General features: G+C 70.9%; 16 protein-coding genes, 1 tRNA gene, 1 pseudogene and 1 riboswitch. Of the genes and pseudogenes, 3 read left to right on the top strand and 15 right to left on the bottom strand.

The annotated features are described in order from the left end of the window. Positions 1-2 precede the first annotated feature (2 nt). Positions 3-1037, top strand: a complete 1035-nt coding sequence (locus AC3ANX_RS07005; RefSeq protein WP_488336274.1) for a HoxN/HupN/NixA family nickel/cobalt transporter — start codon at positions 3-5, stop codon at positions 1035-1037. Here AC3ANX_RS07005 and bluB read toward each other — a convergent pair. The 6 genes and pseudogenes from bluB to cbiE form a co-directional block, all read right to left on the bottom strand. Beyond that, positions 1034-1705 (bottom strand): 5,6-dimethylbenzimidazole synthase, encoded by a 672-nt coding sequence (gene bluB / locus AC3ANX_RS07000; RefSeq protein ID WP_488336902.1) that lies wholly within the window; start codon positions 1703-1705, stop codon positions 1034-1036. The genes AC3ANX_RS07005 and bluB overlap by 4 nt on opposite strands. Beyond that, positions 1679-2425 (bottom strand): annotated as a pseudogene (gene cobF, locus AC3ANX_RS06995) (precorrin-6A synthase (deacetylating)); the annotation flags it as partial. The pseudogene cobF and the gene bluB, both read right to left, overlap by 27 nt. After that, complete coding sequence (locus tag AC3ANX_RS06990; RefSeq protein ID WP_488336273.1) at positions 2422-3729, bottom strand: cobyrinic acid a,c-diamide synthase CobB; 1308 nt, start codon at positions 3727-3729, stop codon at positions 2422-2424. The gene AC3ANX_RS06990 and the pseudogene cobF, both read right to left, overlap by 4 nt. Then, positions 3726-4511 (bottom strand): precorrin-4 C(11)-methyltransferase, encoded by a 786-nt coding sequence (gene cobM, locus AC3ANX_RS06985; RefSeq protein WP_488336272.1) that lies wholly within the window; start codon positions 4509-4511, stop codon positions 3726-3728. Before cobM ends, AC3ANX_RS06990 begins: the two co-directional genes overlap by 4 nt. After that, entirely contained in the window at positions 4508-4873 is a 366-nt protein-coding gene (locus AC3ANX_RS06980; protein WP_488336271.1) for a cobalamin biosynthesis protein, read from the bottom strand. The genes cobM and AC3ANX_RS06980 overlap by 4 nt, the downstream gene beginning before the upstream one ends. Beyond that, complete coding sequence (cbiE, locus tag AC3ANX_RS06975) at positions 4870-6075, bottom strand: precorrin-6y C5,15-methyltransferase (decarboxylating) subunit CbiE (protein ID WP_488336270.1); 1206 nt, start codon at positions 6073-6075, stop codon at positions 4870-4872. The genes AC3ANX_RS06980 and cbiE overlap by 4 nt, the downstream gene beginning before the upstream one ends. Here cbiE and AC3ANX_RS06970 point away from each other — a divergent pair. Further along, complete coding sequence (locus tag AC3ANX_RS06970) at positions 6065-6814, top strand: cobalt-precorrin-6A reductase (RefSeq protein WP_488336269.1); 750 nt, start codon at positions 6065-6067, stop codon at positions 6812-6814. The two genes, cbiE and AC3ANX_RS06970, sit on opposite strands and share 11 nt — an antisense overlap. Here AC3ANX_RS06970 and cobJ read toward each other — a convergent pair. The 7 genes from cobJ to AC3ANX_RS06935 all read right to left on the bottom strand — a co-directional run bounded on the left by cobJ (position 6793) and on the right by AC3ANX_RS06935 (position 14888). Next, positions 6793-7539 carry a precorrin-3B C(17)-methyltransferase gene (cobJ, locus tag AC3ANX_RS06965; protein WP_488336268.1) on the bottom strand — a complete coding sequence of 249 codons (747 nt, stop codon included), beginning with the start codon at positions 7537-7539 and terminating at the stop codon, positions 6793-6795. The genes AC3ANX_RS06970 and cobJ overlap by 22 nt on opposite strands. Further along, positions 7536-8261 (bottom strand): precorrin-2 C(20)-methyltransferase, encoded by a 726-nt coding sequence (gene cobI / locus AC3ANX_RS06960; protein WP_488336267.1) that lies wholly within the window; start codon positions 8259-8261, stop codon positions 7536-7538. The genes cobJ and cobI overlap by 4 nt, the downstream gene beginning before the upstream one ends. Then, positions 8258-8887, bottom strand: coding sequence for a precorrin-8X methylmutase (locus tag AC3ANX_RS06955; RefSeq protein WP_488336266.1), 630 nt, complete (start codon positions 8885-8887; stop codon positions 8258-8260). Before AC3ANX_RS06955 ends, cobI begins: the two co-directional genes overlap by 4 nt. Continuing rightward, positions 8877-9980 (bottom strand): cobalamin biosynthesis protein CobG, encoded by a 1104-nt coding sequence (locus AC3ANX_RS06950; protein WP_488336265.1) that lies wholly within the window; start codon positions 9978-9980, stop codon positions 8877-8879. The genes AC3ANX_RS06955 and AC3ANX_RS06950 overlap by 11 nt, the downstream gene beginning before the upstream one ends. Then, the gene (cobN, locus tag AC3ANX_RS06945) at positions 9977-13219 is read right to left on the bottom strand and encodes a cobaltochelatase subunit CobN (RefSeq protein ID WP_488336264.1); all 3243 of its coding nucleotides are present in this window, start codon (positions 13217-13219) and stop codon (positions 9977-9979) included. The genes AC3ANX_RS06950 and cobN overlap by 4 nt, the downstream gene beginning before the upstream one ends. Positions 13220-13223: 4 nt before the next feature. Beyond that, a complete protein-coding gene (gene cobW / locus AC3ANX_RS06940) occupies positions 13224-14261 on the bottom strand; it encodes a cobalamin biosynthesis protein CobW (RefSeq protein ID WP_488336263.1) in 1038 nt (345 codons plus the stop codon). A gap of 178 nt (positions 14262-14439) precedes the next feature. Further along, positions 14440-14656: riboswitch (cobalamin riboswitch) on the bottom strand. Positions 14657-14802: 146 nt separating this feature from the next. Then, positions 14803-14888 (bottom strand) — tRNA-Tyr (locus AC3ANX_RS06935). A gap of 199 nt (positions 14889-15087) precedes the next feature. Here AC3ANX_RS06935 and rlmB point away from each other — a divergent pair. Further along, positions 15088-15840: a 23S rRNA (guanosine(2251)-2'-O)-methyltransferase RlmB gene (rlmB, locus tag AC3ANX_RS06930; protein ID WP_488336262.1), complete on the top strand. Its 753-nt coding sequence runs from the start codon at positions 15088-15090 to the stop codon at positions 15838-15840. A gap of 292 nt (positions 15841-16132) precedes the next feature. Here the strand turns inward: rlmB and dnaA are convergent, their stop codons facing one another. Both dnaA and rpsT read right to left on the bottom strand, forming a co-directional pair. Then, entirely contained in the window at positions 16133-17569 is a 1437-nt protein-coding gene (dnaA, locus tag AC3ANX_RS06925) for a chromosomal replication initiator protein DnaA (protein ID WP_488336901.1), read from the bottom strand. A gap of 453 nt (positions 17570-18022) precedes the next feature. Then, positions 18023-18286 carry a 30S ribosomal protein S20 gene (rpsT, locus tag AC3ANX_RS06920; protein WP_488336261.1) on the bottom strand — a complete coding sequence of 88 codons (264 nt, stop codon included), beginning with the start codon at positions 18284-18286 and terminating at the stop codon, positions 18023-18025. Between the last annotated feature and the right edge of the window lie 4 nt (positions 18287-18290).

Genomic DNA, 18290 nt, shown 5'->3' with positions numbered 1-18290 from the left:
CGATGCCACCACAGGACACACCGCTTCGCCGCAGGATCGGCGGACTGTACGCCTTTCTGATCGCCGCCAACATCGGCGCCTGGATCTGGGCGTTCGCGCTGTTCCACGCACAGCCGCTGATGCTCGGCACCGCGTTGCTCGCCTGGGGGCTGGGCCTGCGCCACGCGGTCGATGCCGATCATATCGCCGCGATCGACAACGTCACGCGTAAGCTGATGCAGGACGGCAAGCGCCCCGCCACGGTCGGCTTCTGGTTCGCGATCGGGCACAGCACGATCATCCTGCTCGCCTCGGTCGGCATCGCCTTCACCGCATCGGCGCTCGCCCGGTTCGAGGCGCTGAAGGCGACCGGCGGGGTGGTCGCGACGATCGTGTCGGCCGGGTTCCTGTTCACCATCGCGGCGATGAACCTCGTTATCCTGCGCTCGGTGTGGCGCACCTTCCAGCATGTCCGCGCCGGCGGGGTCTATGTCGATGAGGATCTCGACATGTTGCTCGGCGGGCGCGGGCTGCTCGCGCGGCTGTTCCGGCCGCTGTTCCGGCTGGTGTCGACGAGCTGGCACATGGCGCCGCTCGGTTTCCTGTTCGGGCTGGGCTTCGACACCGCCACCGAGGTCGCGATCCTTGGGTTATCGGCGGCGCAGGCCAGCCACGCCTTCGCGATCGGCCCGGTGCTGGTGCTGCCGGTGCTGTTCGCCGCCGGGATGGCGCTGGTCGATACCACCGACGGCATCCTGATGCTGGGCGCCTACGAATGGGCGTTCGTGAAGCCGATCCGCAAGCTTTACTACAACATCACCATCACCGCCGTATCGGCAGCGGTGGCGATCGTGATCGGCGGGATCGAGACGCTGTCGCTGCTTGCCGACAAGCTCGGCTTGCGCGGTGGCGTCTGGTCGGCGGCGGCGGACCTTGGCGGGCGGTTCAACCTGCTCGGCTTCGGCATCATCGCGCTGTTCGCGTTGTGCTGGCTGGCGAGCTGGGCGATCTTCCGCTGGCAACGCCTCGACGAGATCGAGGTGCGGCAGAGCGCCTAGCGTTCGACGACGCGATCGGCGACGGCCTCGCGCGCCTGCCAGCCGCGCCGTTCGAGTTCGGGCACCGCCGCTGGTTCGGCCGGGTAGCCGATGCACAGCAGCCCGACGAGCGTCCAGCCGTGCGGCACGTCCAGCAAGGCGGCGACCGCGTTGGGATCGAGGATCGACACCCAGCCGAGCCCGATCCCGCGCGCGGCGGCGGCGAGCCAGATCGTGTGGATCGCCATCACGGTCGAATAGCGCAGCGCCTCGGGCATGGTGGCGATGCCGAGGCCGTGGCCGGCGGCCGGGGCCTCGTCCGAGAACACCGCGACGATCTCGGGGGCTTCACGCAGGCCGTGCAGCTTCAACGCGCGGTGTCGCGCCTGCCGATCGGCATCGGCGAACGTCAGCGCGGCGGCGGCGCTGGCGGCATCGACATGATCGGCGAGCGCGGCGCGCAGGCCGGGCGAGCGCACCCGCACGAACCGCCACGGCTGCGCATTGCCGACCGACGGCGCGAGCGCGGCGCTGTCGAGCAGATGCCGCATCGCCTCCTCGCTAACGGTCTCGGTTCGAAAATGGCGCACGTCGCGCCGCCAGCGCAGCAGTTCGGCGAAACGCGCTTCGAAAGCCGCGTCGAACACCGGCGCGACCGGGCGTGCGCGGCGCAGCAGGTACACGTCCATGATCCAGCCGTGCTCCGCGCGCAGGTCGGCGCGGCGGCGAGCGATCTCCGGCCCGGCGGTGGCGAGCGGACCGGCGACCAGCGCCTGTTGCGGCATGCCGAGATAGGCGCCCCACCAGATCTCCACCCCCTCCGCCGCCAGCGTCTCGAACGCGGTGCCGCCGTCGAGCATCACCGCGAGCGTATCGACACCCTGCGGCCAGCCGCCGTCGCGCAAGCGCCGCCCGGTGGTGACGAGCACCGGCGCGGCGAGATCGTTGAGCGGGATCGCGTGCGCTGCCGTCAGCGCCTGTACGGCGGTGATCCCCGGCACCACCTGCACGCGCATTGCCATGCCGTCCCCGCGCAGCCGTTCGGCGATGCGCAAGGTGCTGTCGTAGAGCGACGGGTCGCCCCACACGAGCAGCGCCAGCCGCCCGCCATCCGGCAGATGCATCGCGATCTGCGCCGCCCACGCCCGTGCGATCGCGTCGTGCCATGCATCGACCGCCTCCCGATACGGCGCGGCGGCATCGCGTTCGGGCAAATCGAACTCGACCACGCGCGTCGACCCGGTGAGGACGGCGACGCACAGGCCACGGCGCAGCTCAAGCAAATCGGCGGCGCGGTCCCCCTTGCGTGGCAGCAGGATCACATCCGACGCGTTCATCGCGGCGCGCGCCGCTGCGGTAAGATGGTCGGGATCGCCAGTGCCGATGCCGATCAGGTGGAGGTCGATCATCCCGCCTGTCCGATCATGTGGAAGAACGTACCGGAGACGTGACCGCGATATGATCCGCTCTCCGCCACCGCTGTCCCGTCCGCGTCGGTAACGTGCGCGAGCGCCGCGTCGGGCTGGTCGAGGATGGTCGAATAGTGAAACTCATGGCCGGTCAGCACCGCGCCCGCGCCGAGCCCGGCGATCGGCGCGGCGAGCGTCGCGCGGCGGTAGCCGAGGTGCATGCGGCGCTGCGCATAGCTCGTCACCAGCCCGAGCAGCCCGGCCATGCGGTGGCGTACCCCCTCGGCATCGATCAGTCCTTCGCCCAGCACCATATAGCCGCCGCACTCGCCGTGGATCGGCCGGGTACGCGCATGGCGTTCGAGACCGGCGTGGAAGGTCCGCGCTGCCGCCAGCCGTCCGGCGTGCAGCTCGGGATAGCCGCCGGGCAGCCACACCAGATCGGCATCGGCGGCGGGCGCTTCATCGGCGAGCGGGGAGAACGGCAGGACCTCCGCCCCCGCCCGCCGCCAGCCGTCGAGCATATGCGGATAGACGAACGAGAACGCCGCATCCTGCGCCAGCGCGATCCGCTGCGCGGGCGGCGGCGTGATGGCGGCGGGCATCGGCGCGGTTGCTGCGGCAGTCGCCACGGCCCGCAGCGCCTCGATATCGACGTGCGCGCGCAGGAACGCGGCATAGTCCGCGATGCGCGCGTCGAGATCGGGATGCTCGATCGCCTGGACGAGCCCGAGGTGCCGCTCGGGCAGTTTCAGGTCGCCGCGACGCGGCAGCGCGCCGAACACGCGGATGCCCGCCGCGGCCATGCCCGTGACCGCCAGCCGCTCATGGCGCGGGCTCGCCACACGATTGAGGATGACGCCCGCCACCACCAGATCGGGATCGTAGCGCGCGAAGCCGAGCGCGGTCGCCGCCGCCGATTGCGCCTGCCCCGACACGTCGATCACCAGCACAACCGGCCAGCCCATCCGCTTGGCCACATCCGCGCTCGCGCCGTTGCCGGTCGCGCCGGGCTTCGCCACGCCGTCGAACAGCCCCATCGACCCTTCCGCCAGCACGATCTCGGCATCGTGCGCCTTGGCGGCGATGTCGCCCATCATCGCAAGCGGCATCGCCCAGCTATCGAGGTTGAACGACGCGCGCCCGCTGGCGGCGTGGTGAAAGGCGGGATCGATGTAATCGGGACCGCTCTTGAACGGCTGCACCGTGATACCGTCCTCGCGTAGCGCGCGGAGCAGGCCGAGCATCACCGTCGTCTTGCCGGTGCCCGACGCGGGCGCGGCGATCATCAGGCCGGGCGTCATGCCTCACCCCCGGCGAAACGTGAGTCGGCACTTTGCGGACGGAAGCGCCGGTCGTAGCCGGGCGCGTAGAGGCTGCTCTCCGCAAAGCCGGTCTCGTCGAGCACGCGCCCAACGAAGATCAGCGCGGTACGCTCGGGCCGGCCCGCCACCGCATCGCTGATCGTGGCGAGCGTCCCGCGCACAATCTGTTGGTCAGGCCAGCTCGCCCGCCACACCACGGCGACCGGGCAGTCCGCGCCGTAAGCGGGGGTGAGTTCGGCGACGACATGATCGAGATTGTGGATCGAGAGGTGGATCGCCAATGTCGCCCCGGTCGCCGCGAACGCGGCGAGCGTCTCGGCGGGAGGCATCGCGCTGGCGCGGCCGGGGGTGCGGGTCAGCACCACCGATTGCGCGATGCCGGGCAGGGTCAGCTCGACCTCCAGTTCGGCGGCGGCGGCGGCGAAGGCCGGCACGCCGGGGGTGATGGTGAACGGGATGTCCGCCGCGCGCAGCCGGCGGAGTTGCTCGCCGAGCGCCGACCAGATCGACAGATCGCCCGAATGCAGCCGCGCGACATCGTGGCCGGCTTCGTGCGCCGCCGCGATCTCGTCTATGATCGCATCGAGCGTCAGCGGCGCGGTGTTGACGATGCGCGCACCGGGCGGACAATGATCGAGCAGCGCCTCGGGCACCAGCGATCCCGCGTAGAGGCACACCGGCGAGGCAGCGATGCGGTCGCGACCGCGCAGCGTGAGCAGATCCGGCGCGCCGGGGCCGGCGCCGATGAAGTGGACGGTCATGAGGGCATTCCTTGCGCGATGGCGCAGGTCGCCATCCGGTCTGGGGAGATCTGACGGGTGCCGAGCAGCCGTGCGCCCGGCCCGGCGGCGGCGAGCGCGGCGGCTTCCGCCACGCTGCCTACGCCGCGCGCCTGCACGCTGGCGGCGGATCGGGTCAGCGTCGATGCAGCCGACAGCGCCTCTGGCGAAACGGCGATGACGGGCAGACCAAGCACCAGCCCGAGACACTGGATGATGGGCGTCTTGTCGGCAGGCGCAGCCAGCGCCGCGACCGCCGGCTGACCCGCCTGAGCGAGCGCCAGCGCTGCCCGCAGCGCATCCACATCAGTAGCGGCGCGGAAACCGAACCCGGCGACGATCACAGCACCACGCTCCACTGCACGACCGGATAGCTCGCGCGCCAGCCGCGCCGCGATCCGATCGGCGCGGCCTGCGACAGCTCGATCCGCAACAGCTCGCCGCCCTTGCATGCCTGCCATGCCGTCAGCAGCGCCTCTGATTCGAGCGTCACCGCATTGGCGACCAGCCGCGTGCCCGCCGGCAGCATCGCCAGGGCGGCGAGCAGATCGTCGGACAGCCCACCGCCAACGAACACCGCATCGGGCGGCGCATGCCCCGCCAGCACTTCGGGCACACGCCCCTCGACCACACGCAGCCGATCGACCCCCAGCGCCTCGGCATTGCCGCGCGCGCGTGCGGCGCGGACCGGATCGGCTTCGAACGCAGTCGCCTGGGTGGTGGCGTGGGCGAGCAGCCATTCGATACCGATCGACCCCGATCCCGCGCCGATATCCCACAGATGCTCGCCCGGTTTGGGCGCGAGCGCGGAGAGCGTCAGCGCGCGGATTGGGCGCTTGCTGATCTGGCCGTCATGCTCGAACCAATGATCGGGCCGGCCGGCGGCGTGGGGTAGCGCCGCCCCCTCGCCAGCTACAACAACGCCGACTGCGACCGGATGCGCGATATCGTCGAACGCCAGCGCGTCCGCAGTCGCCGCGCGGATGCGTTCGCGCGGTCCACCGAGCGCCTCCAGCACATGCAGATGCGACGCGCCGAAACCCTGCGCGCAAAGATACGCCGCCAGCCCGTCCACCGCCGCACCGTCGCGCACCAGCACCAGCGCGCGTTGCCCGTTCGCGAGGTGTGGCCGCAACCGCGCGAACGGCGCGGCATGGAGGCCGAGGCACACGGTCGTCTCGATCGGCCAGCCCAACCGCGCGGCGGCGAGGCTGAACGTCGAGGGCGCGGGATGCGCGACCCATTCGTCGGCGGTGAGGTGCCGCGCAATCACGCTGCCCGCGCCGAACCAGAACGGATCGCCCGACACCAGCATCACCACGCGCCGTCCGCGCTGGCCGAGCAACCACGGCACCCCCGCATCGAACGGGACTGGCCACGGCACCACCTCGCCCGTAAGACCCGGCGCGAGCGCGAGGTGGCGGGCCGCGCCCGTCACGATCTCGGCCGCCGCCAGCGCGGCGCGGGCGGCATCGGACAGGCCCGCGACGCCGTCCTCGCCAATGCCGACGATCGTCAGCCAGGGAGCATCAGCCATGCCCAACATCCTCGTCCTCGGCGGCACCACCGAAGCCAGCGCGCTCGCCGCCGCCTTGGCGGAGCGCGGCGACGATGCGGTGCTGAGCTACGCCGGCCGCACCGCCGCGCCGAAAGCGCAGCCGGTGCCGGTGCGCGTCGGCGGGTTCGGCGGGGTGGAGGGTCTCGCCGACTATCTGCGCGCGGAGAGCGTCACGCATCTCGTCGATGCGACCCACCCCTTCGCGGCGCGAATGAGCACCAATGCAGTCGCCGCCGCCGCGCTGGCTGGCGTGCCGCTCGTCGCGCTGACCCGGCCGGCGTGGCAGCCGGTCACGGGCGATCGCTGGACGCATGTGGCCGATGTGGCGGCGGCGGTGGCGGCGCTGGCCGGGCCGCCGCGCCGCATCCTGCTCGCGCTCGGGCGGATGCACGTCGACGCCTTCGCCGCGCAGCCGCAGCACCACTATCTGCTCCGCTTCGTCGATACGCCCAAATACGCGCCCACGCTGCCGCATCACGATCTGGTGGTGGATCGCGGCCCGTTCGATGCCGAGGGCGACCGGCGGCTGATCGAGGCGCACCGCATCGACCTCGTGCTGTGCAAGAACGCCGGTGGGACCGGCGCGCAGGCCAAGCTGATCGCCGCACGCGCGCTGTCGCTGCCGGTGCTGCTGATCGACCGACCCGCCGTGCCGCCCCGCGAGGAACGGCACCATGTCGGCGAGGTGCTGGCGTGGATCGACCGTCATGCCGAACGCGGCGTGTAGAGGATCGGGCTGCCGGCGCGGGGGATCACCCGCGTCTGGCTCGATCCGACGATGACGACCGTGCGCATGTCCGCCATCTCCGCCTTCGCATCAGGTAGCGGAACGATGGTCAGGATTTCCTCGGGCGTGGACACCGCGCGCGCGAACAGCACCGGGCGGGCGTCGCCGCAGGTTGCGCGCAACACCTCAAGCACACGGCCGAACCCGTCCGGCCGCGCCTTCGAACGCGGATTGTAGAAGGCGATCGCGAAGTCCGCCTCTGCCGCCAACCGCACGCGGCGTTCGATCAGCGACCACGGCTTGAGATTGTCCGACAGGTTGATCGCGCAAAAATCGTGGCCGAGCGGCGCGCCCGCGCGCGCGCTCGCCGCCAGCATCGCGGTGATGCCCGGCAGCACGCGGATATCGAGTTCGCGCCACGCCTCGGGGCCAGCCTCAAGCGCCTCGAACACCGCCGCCGCCATCGCGAACACGCCGGGATCGCCAGACGAGACCACCACCACGCGTGCGCCCGCCGCCGCCAGCGCAAGCGCATGCGCGGCGCGGTCGAGTTCGACGCGGTTGTCGCTGGCGTGCAGCGTCAGCCCGGCACGCGGCTCAATGCGCGCGACATAGGGGATGTAGCCGACCACGTCGGTCGCCTGCGCGAGCGCATCGCTGACTTCGGGCGTCACCAGCGCGACGTTTCCCGGCCCGAGCCCGGCAATGGCGAGCCAACCGCTCACGGTCGCCGCCCCTGCCCGTGGATCAGCAGGATCGAGAAATAGGGCGCGACCGTCTCCGCATCGCAGAGCCGCGTCACGCGCTGTTCGGCCATCGCGGCATATTCGACCAACCACGCCGCGCCCTCCCGTCCGGCGGCGGCGACCGCGCGGCGCAGCTTGGGCAGGTGGCGGCCGATCTTCATCACCACCAACGCATCGGTATCGCGGATGCGGCGGGTGAGATCGTCCTCGGGCATTGTCCCCATCAGCACGGTCAGCACGTCGTCGCCCCAGGTGATCGGCGCGCCGCTCGCGGTCCATGCGCCTGACATGCCGGTGATGCCCGGCACGACCTCGACCGGCGCAAGCCCCGACAGCCGCGTGTAGAGGTGCATGAACGAGCCGTAGAAGAACGGATCGCCCTCGCACAGCACCACCACATCCTCGCCGCCGCGCGCAAGGGCGGCGAGATGCGCGATGCAGTCCGCGTAGAAGGCGGCGAGCCGATCGTTATAGCGCGGGTCCGACACCGGGATTTCGGTCGTGACCGGATATTGCATCGCGTATTCGACCACGTCGTCGCGCAACATGCCCTCGACGATGGTGCGCGCCTGCCCCATCCGCCCGGCCTTGCGGAAATAGGCGACGTGGCGTGCGCCGCGCACGAGCCGGTCGGCACGCACGCTCATCAGGTCGCGCGCGCCGGGGCCGAGGCCGACGCCGTGGATCGTCCCCATCGTCATTCCGTGCGGCTCGCCAGAGCGTTGACCGCAGCGACGGTGATCGCGCTGCCGCCGAGCCGCCCCTCGACCACCACGCACGGCACCGGCTGCGCCGCCCACAGGGCCGCCTTCGATTCGACCGCGCCGACGAAGCCGACCGGGCAGCCGATGATCGCCGCCGGGCGCGGGCATGCCGGATCTTCGAGCATGTTGAGCAGATGGAACAAGGCGGTGGGAGCGTTGCCGATCGCCACAATCGCGCCAGCGAGATGCGGCCGCCACAACTCCAGCGCCGCGGCCGAGCGCGTGTTGCCCATCGCGCGCGCAAGCTCGGGCACCTGCGGATCGCGCAGCGTGCAGATCACCGCATTGTCGGCCGGCAGGCGCGTGCGCGTGATCCCCTCGCTCACCATGCGCGCATCGCACAGGATCGGCGCGCCCGCCTCAAGCGCTGCCCGCGCGCGTGCCGCGAGTCCGGGCGAGAAGCGGATGAGCGCCGCGAGATCGACCATGCCGGCGGCGTGGATCATCCGCACCGCGACGATCTCCTCCTCAGGCGCGAAGCGCGCGAGATCGGCCTCGGCGCGAATGGTCGCGAAGGACTGGCGGTAGATCGCCGCGCCATCGGTTTCGTAACTATAAGGCAAAGTCGGCTCCAAAGTGGGCGAGAATGTCGGGGACGGTCATGCCGGTGCGGACCGGCGCATCGCCCGCCCGGCAGCCCGTGACGAGATCGAAGCGGCCGCCCCGCCCGACCAACGTGACATCGGCCGCGCGTGCCCGCGCGCAGCCCTTGGCGCAGCCTGAGACGTGGAGCGTGCCCGCAACGTGCGGCGCGAGGTGGCGCGCGAGCGTGCGCGTCTCGACGATCGCCTGCGGGCAGGCCGGCGCGCCGACACAGGCGTCGACGCTAACCGTTGCGGCATCGTGCGGCACAGGCTCCGGCGCGAGCCCTTCGAAGATCAAAGTCCGCCACGGCGTCACCCGCACCGCCGCGACCGGATGGTCGGCGATGAAGCGCGCCATCTCGCCTGCGTCGATGCGGCCGAACGGCAGACCCTGCGTGCGGCCGATCGGCTCCGGTGCGGGTGTCGGCGATGCCGGGCGGATGTCCCCAGCGGCCCAGCCGGGCAACTCCGCACGGTGCCGGGCCATGCGACCCGCCGCGCCGCCGCCGCTCGCCACGAACCAGTCGGCGAGCGTAATCAGCGCGTCGATCTCCCCGCCGGGAGCGAGTGCCACGCCGGTTGCACGACCATCCGCGCGCAGGATCAGCCCGCCGCCTTCGCCGCGCTCGATGCGGATATCGCCGGGATCACTCGCCAGCACTGACGCGGCGCCCGCGTCGAGCACGAAGCCGAACTTGCCCGGCAGCTCCGGCAGGTCGTCCAGCCGCGCCAGCAGTTCGCTGGCGATGCGATGCGTGTCGTCGCCCACTCGCCACTCGGGCGCGACGAGCAGCGCGCGCGCTTCCCGCGCGGGATCGGCGTCGATCAGATCGAACGCGCCGAGCCGTTCGAGCAGCGCCCGCCAGGCCCCTTCCGCAACGCCGCGGATCTGGAGGTTGGCACGGCTGGTCGCGTCGATCTGACCGTTGCCATAAGTGACGGCCGCCGCGCACAGGCCGAGCACCTGATCGCGCGTCAGCCGGGCGAGGCGCGGGCGCACCCGCACGAGCAGACCGTCGCCCGCCGCCATCGGATGCCACGCATCGGGGCACCAGCCTTTGACCACGCTCATGACGCGCCCAATCCCGCGAGAATTGAGTTGCGCCGCGTCGGCCACAGCCCGCCCGCATGGAGCGCCGCAAACCGCGCCTCGAGCGCCGCCAGCGCCGCCGGGTTGGCGCTCGCGAGGAAGGCGCGCACGTCCTCCCGCCCGAGCGTCGCGTCGTAATAGGCGTCGAACAGCTCCGGCCCGACCGCCCCCGCGAGATGCGCGAACGCGCCGAGATGATCGAGCGTCGCCGCGATCTCGGCGGCGCCGCGAAAGCCGTGGCGCATCATGCCGTCGATCCAGCCGGGATGCGCCGCCCGCGCCCGCACGACGCGGGCGATCTCCTCGCGCAGCGGCCGCGCGCGCACTGCCGCCGGGTCACGCGCGTCAAGATGGTAGAGCGCCGCCGCGCCACCCGTCACCGCCTGCGCCGCCGCGAACCCGGCTTCGTGCGCGGCATAATCGGCCGCGAGCAGCAGATCGGTCTCCGGCAGATCCTGCACGTGCACGAACGCATCGGCAGCGGCGACGCGCCGTGCCAGCCCGGCGGGATCGCGCGTGCCGTCGCTTGTGTGGCTTGACGACGTTAACCACGCCTCGCCCGCCGCCTGCCGCGCCGCATCGGTATAGGTCTCGCCCGCGTCGCCCATGCCGATGCCGTAGCGCCCCGGCGCGGGGCCATAGACGCGCGATGACGGCGCATGCCCGACGAACGGGTTCCAATCGGCCGGCTCGTCGCGCGCCGCCAGCGCCGCGACGCTTTGCGCGAACATCGCGCACAGCGTCGGGAAGGCGTCGCGAAACAGCCCGGACACGCGCAACGTCACGTCGATGCGCGGGCGATCGAAGCGGGCGAGCGGCAGGATCTCGATGCCCGTCACCCGGTCCGACTGCATGTCCCACACCGGCTCGACGCCGAGCAGGTGGAGCGCCATCGCGAACGTCTCGCCTGCCGTGCGCATCGTCGCGGACGCCCACAGATCGACCACCAGCGCATGGGGGTAATCGCCATGATCCTGCAAGTGGCGGCGGATCAGCTCGTCGGCGAGCAATACGCCCTGCGCATGCGCCGAGCGCGACGGCACCGCGCGCGGATCGGTGGTGTAGAGGTTGCGCCCGGTCGGCAACACGTCCGCGCGGCCCCGCCACGGCGAACCCGACGGCCCGGGCGCGACCCGCCGCCCCTGCAAGGCCGCCAGCAGCCCGGCGCGCTCGCCCGCGCCGTGATTGCCACGCCCGAAGATGTGGAGCCCGTCGCCGAACTGGCTGTCCTTCACGTCGCACACGAACGTGTCGATCCGCGTGATCGCCGCCGCATCCGATAGCGCACGATCGAGGCCGAGCGTCTCCTCCAGCCCGGCCGCGCGTGCCTCGTCGCGGATGTCGGCCTGCAACCGCCCGCGCCGTGCCGGGTCGAGCCCATCGGCGTTGGAGAACTCGTCGAGCAGCGCTTCGAGCCCGCCCAGGCCCGCACCCGCACCGCTGCGCGCGAGTGGCGGCGGCGCGTGGCCGAGCGTGACAGCGCCGATCCGCCGCTTGGCCTGTGCCGCCTCGCCGGGATCGTTGACGATGAACGGATAGACCACCGGCAGCGCGCCCGTCAGCGCCTCGGGCCAGCACGCCTCGGACAGCGCGACCGCCTTGCCCGGCAGCCATTCGAGCGTGCCGTGCGCGCCGACATGGATCAGCGCGTCTATGCCCCGCGCGCGCAGCCACAGATAGAAAGCGACGTAAGCGTGGCGCGGACAGGCGGAGAGATCGTGATAGTCGCCTGCGCGCGTGGTGGTGTCGCCGCGCTCGGGCTGCAACGCGACGATCGCGCCACCGCGCTCCACCACGGCGAAGTGGAACGCGCCGTCATGCACCGCCGGATCGTCCTCGATCGCGCCCCAGCGTGCGGCGAGATCGTCGCGCAACACGTCGGGCAGGTGCAGCAGCGCCGCGCGATACGCCGCCACCGGCCATGCGAGTCGCGCGGTGCCGAGCGCGTCGGCAAGCCCCTCCCCACGCACGACCGCATAGCCCGCCTGCGCCAAATCGGCGAGGATCGCCTCGGCCGAGGCCAGCGCGTCGAGCCCGACCGCATGCGCCATCTGATACGCCTTGCCCGGATAGGTCGAGACCACCACCGCCAGCCGCTGCGCTGCGACCGGCGTGTGCGCGAGCCGCGTCCACGCCGCGACTCGATCGGCGATCGCGGCGATGCGGGCTGGCTCGGCGCGATGCTCACGCCGGGCGAACTGGAGATCGGCGTCGGGCGCGGACTCGGCCTTGAAGCTCGCCACGCCTGCGAACAGCCGTCCGTCGACCTCGGGCAGGACGACGTGCATCGCGAGATCGGCCGGCGACAGCCCGCGCGCGGCTTCAGCCCACGCCGCCCGATCCGAGGTGGCGAGCGCGACCTGGAACACCAGCACGCCCGCGACGTCGAGCGGGGTGGCATCCTCCTCGCCGCGCGCGGAGAAGGCGGTGGCGTTGACGATCGCGGCGGGGCTGAGCGCCGCCGCCCAGCGCCGCAGCCAGCCGCGCGCGCTCTCCGCCTTGAGCGACGGCGCGAACAGCCCGATCACGTCGAACCCGCGCGCGTCAAAGGCGGCATAAAGCGCCTCGATCGGGTGCAGATCGGCGGCCGTCAGATACGACCGGTAGAACACCAGCAGGATCACCGGCCGCGGCGCCCCCAGCAGGAACGCCGCCGGGCACGTCACGCCCTCCTCCGGCCGCCACGCGCCGACTTCGGCGATCGCTCCTGCCCCCGCGACAGGCGCGACATCGAACCCCGCCGCGCGCGCGAGGTCTGCCAGCGCCGCCTGCGCCGCCACCGCGCCGCCGGTATCGCACAGTTCGGCAAGCCGGCGCAGCGTCTCCACCGGCAGCGTCGACACCGCGTCGAGCCGCGTATCGGCGCGCCCGTCCGCCGGCAGCACCGCCAGAGCGATGCCCCGCGCGCGCGCCAGTGCGCCGAGCTGCTGCAACCCATAGGTCCAGTAGCTTTGCCCGCCGATCAGCCGCACCAACACGCCCTTCGCCCCCGACAGCGTGCGATCGAGGTAAGTATCGACCGACAGCGGGTGCGTCAGCCGGGCGAGGTTGGCGAGCCGCAGCCCCGGCAGCGTCGCGCGCCCACGTCGCCACCCGGCCGCGAACGCGCCGAGATCGCTGTCGGAAAAGGACAGCATCACGAGATCGGCCGGGCTCTGCGCGAGATCCTGCGGCGTGGCCGTCTCGTCCAGCCCGTGAGTCTCGCGAAAGACGACGTGCATGGCGTCAGCCCGCCAGCGCCGCCGTGATCTTGGGTAGGTCGATCCGCCCCTGTTCGGCGATCACCACCAGCCGCGTCGCGCGCGGCTCGCCCACGCGCCACGGCCGGTCGTATTGCGTGCGCACCCGCGCGCCGACCGCCTGGACGAGCAGCCGCATCGGCTTGCCCGCCACGCTGGCATAGCCCTTCACGCGCAGGATGGCGTGCGCGTTCGCCAGCGCCTCGACGCGCGCGGCGAGATCCTCGGGCGCGGCGATCTCGCCCAGTTCAATCACGACGCTGTCGAAATCGTCATGCTCGTGATCGTCCTCGCCGTCGTGGTGCGAGGGGCGTGCGGCGATATCGTCCTCGGCCGCCGCGTTGAGGCCGAGGATCACCGCCGGATCGATCACGCCCTCGATCAGTTCGACCACCGGCAGCGGGCGCGGCGCTTCGGCGGCGATGACCGCGCGCGCCGCCGCCACGCCGTCCGCGCCGGCGAGATCGGCCTTGGTCAGCAGCACCATGTCGGCGCAGGCGAGCTGATCCTCGAACACCTCGGACAGCGGCGTCTCGTGATCGACGCTCGGATCGGCGGCGCGCTGCGCGTCGAGTGCCGCCACATCGGGCGCGAACCGACCGGCGGCGACCGCCTCGGCGTCCGCAAGCGCGATCACCCCGTCGACCGTGATGCGCGAGCGGATCGCCGGCCAGTCGAACGCCTTGAGCAGCGGCTTGGGCAGCGCGAGCCCCGACGTTTCGATCAGGATATGGTCGGGCCGGGGGTCGAGCGCGAGCAAAGTCTCGACCGTGGGGATGAAATCGTCCGCGACGGTGCAGCAGATGCAGCCGTTGGCGAGTTCGATCACGTTCTCGGCCGGGCAATCGGGGATCGCGCAGCCCTTGAGGATATCGCCATCGACGCCGAGTGTGCCGAATTCGTTGACGATCACCGCGAGCCGCCGTCCGCCCGCGCTCCGGATCAGGTGGCTTATCAGCGTGGTCTTGCCCGCCCCCAGAAAGCCGGTGACGATGGTGACGGGTATCTTGAGCAGGTCGGACACGGTTTCTTCCCCTTCGCGCCACAGCGACGACAGGCGGGGGCCGACAGTTCGGCTCGGCACGCGACGACGGGCGGGCGCGGGAGGGCGCTCGTTGCCGCGAACCGATGCAGCCCCAGCCGCACGGTTTCGTCGCTCAGACGGAGAATTACCGTGCCGTGACCATCCCCTGGACCAAGGCAAGAGCGACCAGACGTCGGCAGGTCTCCTGGCTCGCGGGTCGAAGCTCGATGCGCGCCTTCCCAGGCGCGGCGGCCCAGTGGATGCCCGTCGTGCGACGGGCGTTGCGCATCTCGCTCACCGCTTACAGTTGCAGGGACAGCCGCGGCATTGGGGGCGAACCCCCGCACCGCATTCCCATTGAAGCCCCTCGCGGGGCACCGGCGCGATCAGCGAAGGCCGGTCGAACCGGCCTTCGCTGCACGGCTTAGCCCGAAAACACGCGGCTGCCAATTCGCTTCGAAAAGCGGCGATGATCGATGATGTCGGGGTGCGCGAGACGGCGATCAGCCGGCGCGGAGCCGCCGGTGGTTCGGCGGGAGGATGGTGGACAGGGCTGGATTCGAACCAGCGTACGCTTGCACGGGCAGATTTACAGTCTGCTGCCTTTAACCACTCGGCCACCTGTCCAGTTGGGCCGCCAAAAAGCGAGGCGTGCCAATGCCGATCCGAAGCCCTGCTGTCAACGCCCAAGCGCGCGGAAAAACGGCGGAGACTTGCATGCGGGCACCGCGACGCATACCGGACGGCGTGTATTCCGGCTCCGGCCCCTTCCGAGTGGACCCAATATGATCGTCTCCCCCCTCTCCCCCATGCGGGCGCAACGCTGATGGCGCGGCGCGGACATCGCCCCTCGCAGGCGCCCGCCGGCCGCCCGCGCTTCTGGGGCCGCCATGCGGTTACGGCGGCGCTCGCCAATCCCGACCGCGTCGTGCGCAAGATCTGGGCGACGCGCGAGGCGATCGCCAGCCTCGACATCCCGCCGGTGATCCCGATCGTCTATGCCGAGGTCACCGATCTCGCGCGGCTGGTGCCGTCGGACGCGCCGCACCAGGGGCTGGTGGCGGAGGTCGATCCGCTCGAGGACATGTGGCTCGCCGATCTGCTCGAACAGGGCGCGGACGATCGCCGCCCGCTGCTGGTGCTCGATCAGGTGACCGATCCGCACAACGTCGGCGCGATCCTGCGCTCGGCCGCCGCGTTCGACGCGCTCGGCATCGTCACGCCCGATCGCAACGCGCCGCCCGAATCGGGCACGATCGCGCGCGCGGCCTCGGGCGCGCTGGAGCTGGTGCCGTGGGTGCGCGTGGTGAACCTCGCCCGCGCGCTCGACGAGATCGCCGAGGCCGGCTTCTGGCGCGTGGGGCTGGCGGGCGAAGCGACGCAGACGCTCGATCAGGCGATGGGCTTGCAGCGCGTGGCGCTGGTGCTCGGCGCGGAGGGCGAAGGCATGCGGCAGAACACCGCCTCGCATTGCGACGAACTCGGCCGCCTGCCGATCTCGCCGCGGATGGAGAGCCTCAACGTCTCCAACGCCGCCGCGATCGCGCTCTATGCGGCGACGACGCGGGTTATGCCGTGAATTAGGATGCGGAGGGGCCGGCCCCCTCCCCGTTCGTGCCGAGCGCAGTCGAGGCACCTGCGCAGGTGCCTCGACTTCGCTCGGCACGAACGGTGAGGTTCGCGCAGAGGTAACCGGCCAGCGCTCGGCACGAACGGTTCGGGTTGGGCACGAAGGCCTGCGGGCACCGAGCCCAGCGCCGTTCCCCGGCCAAGGCGGGGGTGCAGTTACGCAGCCGTGGCAAACTGGCGCTGCGCTCCTCTACAAGAGTCTTGCCGACTGAACCCGGCCTTCGCCGGGGATTAGCAGGCGCTCAGTTCTCCAGCGTGTGCAGCAGCGTGCGTACGGCGGTGTCGATCTCGCGATCCTTGTCGCGCAGTTCCTCGATACGGCGCACCGCATGGATCACGGTCGAATGATCGCGGCCGCCGAACTTGCGGCCGATCTCGGGCAGCGAGCGCGTCGTCAGCCGCTTGGCGAGGTACATGGCGATCTGGCGCGGGCGCGCGATCACCACCGCGCGCCGCGCGGAGACGAGATCGACCGGCTTGAGGTCGAAATGCGCCGACACCGCCTTCTGGATCTCGTCGATCGTCACGCGGCGTTCGGCACCGCGCAGCACTTCGCCGAGCGTCGACACCGCGAACTCGAGATCGATCGCATCGCCGGTGAGCTGCGAATAGGCGACGACGCGGTTGAGCGCGCCTTCCAGATCGCGGATGCTCGCGGTGATGCGGTTGGCGAGCAGGTCGAACACTTCGGCCGGCACGGTCACGCCGGGCATGTCGGCGAGTTTGCGCGTCAGCACCGCGCGGCGCAGCGCCAGATCGGGCGACTTGATATCGGCGACGAGGCCGCACGACAGCCGCGAGGTGATCCGCGCCTCAACCCCGTCGAGATCCTGCGGGCAGCGATCCGCGCTGATGACGAGCCGCTTGCCCGCGCCCATCACCTCGTTGATCGTGTGGAAGAACTCTTCCTGCGTCGAATCCTTGCCGGCGATGAACTGGAGGTCGTCGATCAGCAGCAGATCGGCCGAACGCAGCCGCGCCTTGAAGCTGTGCGTGTCGCGCGCACGCAGCGCCTGGACGAACTCGAACATGAATCGCTCGGCCGACATCAGGATCACGCGTGCGCCCGGCACCGCCTCGAGATAGGCCGCGCCGATCGCGTGCATCAGGTGCGACTTGCCCTGTCCGGTGCCGCCGTGAAGGAACAACGGGCTGAAGCGCGGCACGCCCGGCTCGGCCAAAGCGCGGGCGGCGTTGAAGGCGACACGGTTCGAGGCATCAACCACGAAGCGATCGAAGGTGAAGCGCTGGTCGAGCGGCGGGCGCTCTGCCGTCGCCACCGCTGCCGCCGGGGTGGCGACGGCGGCCGGAAGCGCGCGGAGAACCGGCACTTCGGCTACCGTCGCCGAATCGGCACGCAGCGTCTGCAGCTGCGGCGTCGCCGAACGGGTCTCGATGGATACGCTGCGCACGCCCGGAATCTGCGCACGGAATTCCTGCAACAGCCGGTCGGCATAATGATTGCTGACCCAGTTCGCCATGAACGCCGAGGGCAGCGCGAGCCGCACCGCGTCCACGCCGTTCTCGTCGTCCTCGATCAGCTCGATCGGCTTGAGCCATTTGTCGAACAGCCGGACGCCAGCCGATTCGCGCAGATGCGACCGAACGACCATCCAGGCGCGCGCGATCTCGCCCTGCTCGCCCCGATCGTCCGCGCGTAACGCTGCCCTGGCCCCCATTCCGTTCACGCAAAACCTTTCTTTCGGCCACGACCGCGCAGCGACCGCAAATCAGACAAACGCTCCCTCAAACGGAATCACATCCCGTTCGTCCGGCGACGCTCTCAATTGGAGTGCGCGAACGATCGTCCGCGCTTCGAGGGGTGATTATGAAGATCGGGATGATTCGATCAATGGCCGCAGCCGTCAGATTTCTGAAATAATCCCATTGACTCGAAATTGGCCAAGGTTTCCCGTCAAAAATCTTATAAGTGGCTGCAATCGCGATATTTATCGTGCAGACCGTTACGCAGGCGTCGCGCGAATCGCGGAGAATCCTAGCTTTGTGCGATAGGCCCGCGAACGGCCATATCGGTGGTGCCAGAGGGGGTCGGGTAGCGATCTCGCGCAGACGCAAGAAAAGCCCGCCCGGGCGTTCCCGGGCGGGCTATTTCGTCCCCGATCTCGAAAAAATCAGGCGAGCGCAGCGAGGCGCTTCGTCAGTCGCGAGAATTTGCGCGACGCGGTGTTCTTGTGGAGCACGCCCTTGGCGACGCCCCGCGCGAGTTCGGGCTGCACGGCCAACATCGCAGCGGTGGCTGCGGTCTTGTCGCCCGCTGCCAGAGCGGCTTCCGCCTTCTTCACGAAGGTGCGGATGCGACCGACACGGTTGCCGTTCACAATGGCGCGGTTCGCGTTGCGCCGGATTCGCTTTTTCGCCTGTGGCGTATTGGCCATGAAG

This window comes from Sphingomonas sp. BRN-1R, assembly GCF_057748035.1.
The sequence above is the reverse complement of the archived record's forward strand: the minus strand, read 5'-3'. Positions and strand labels throughout refer to the sequence as shown.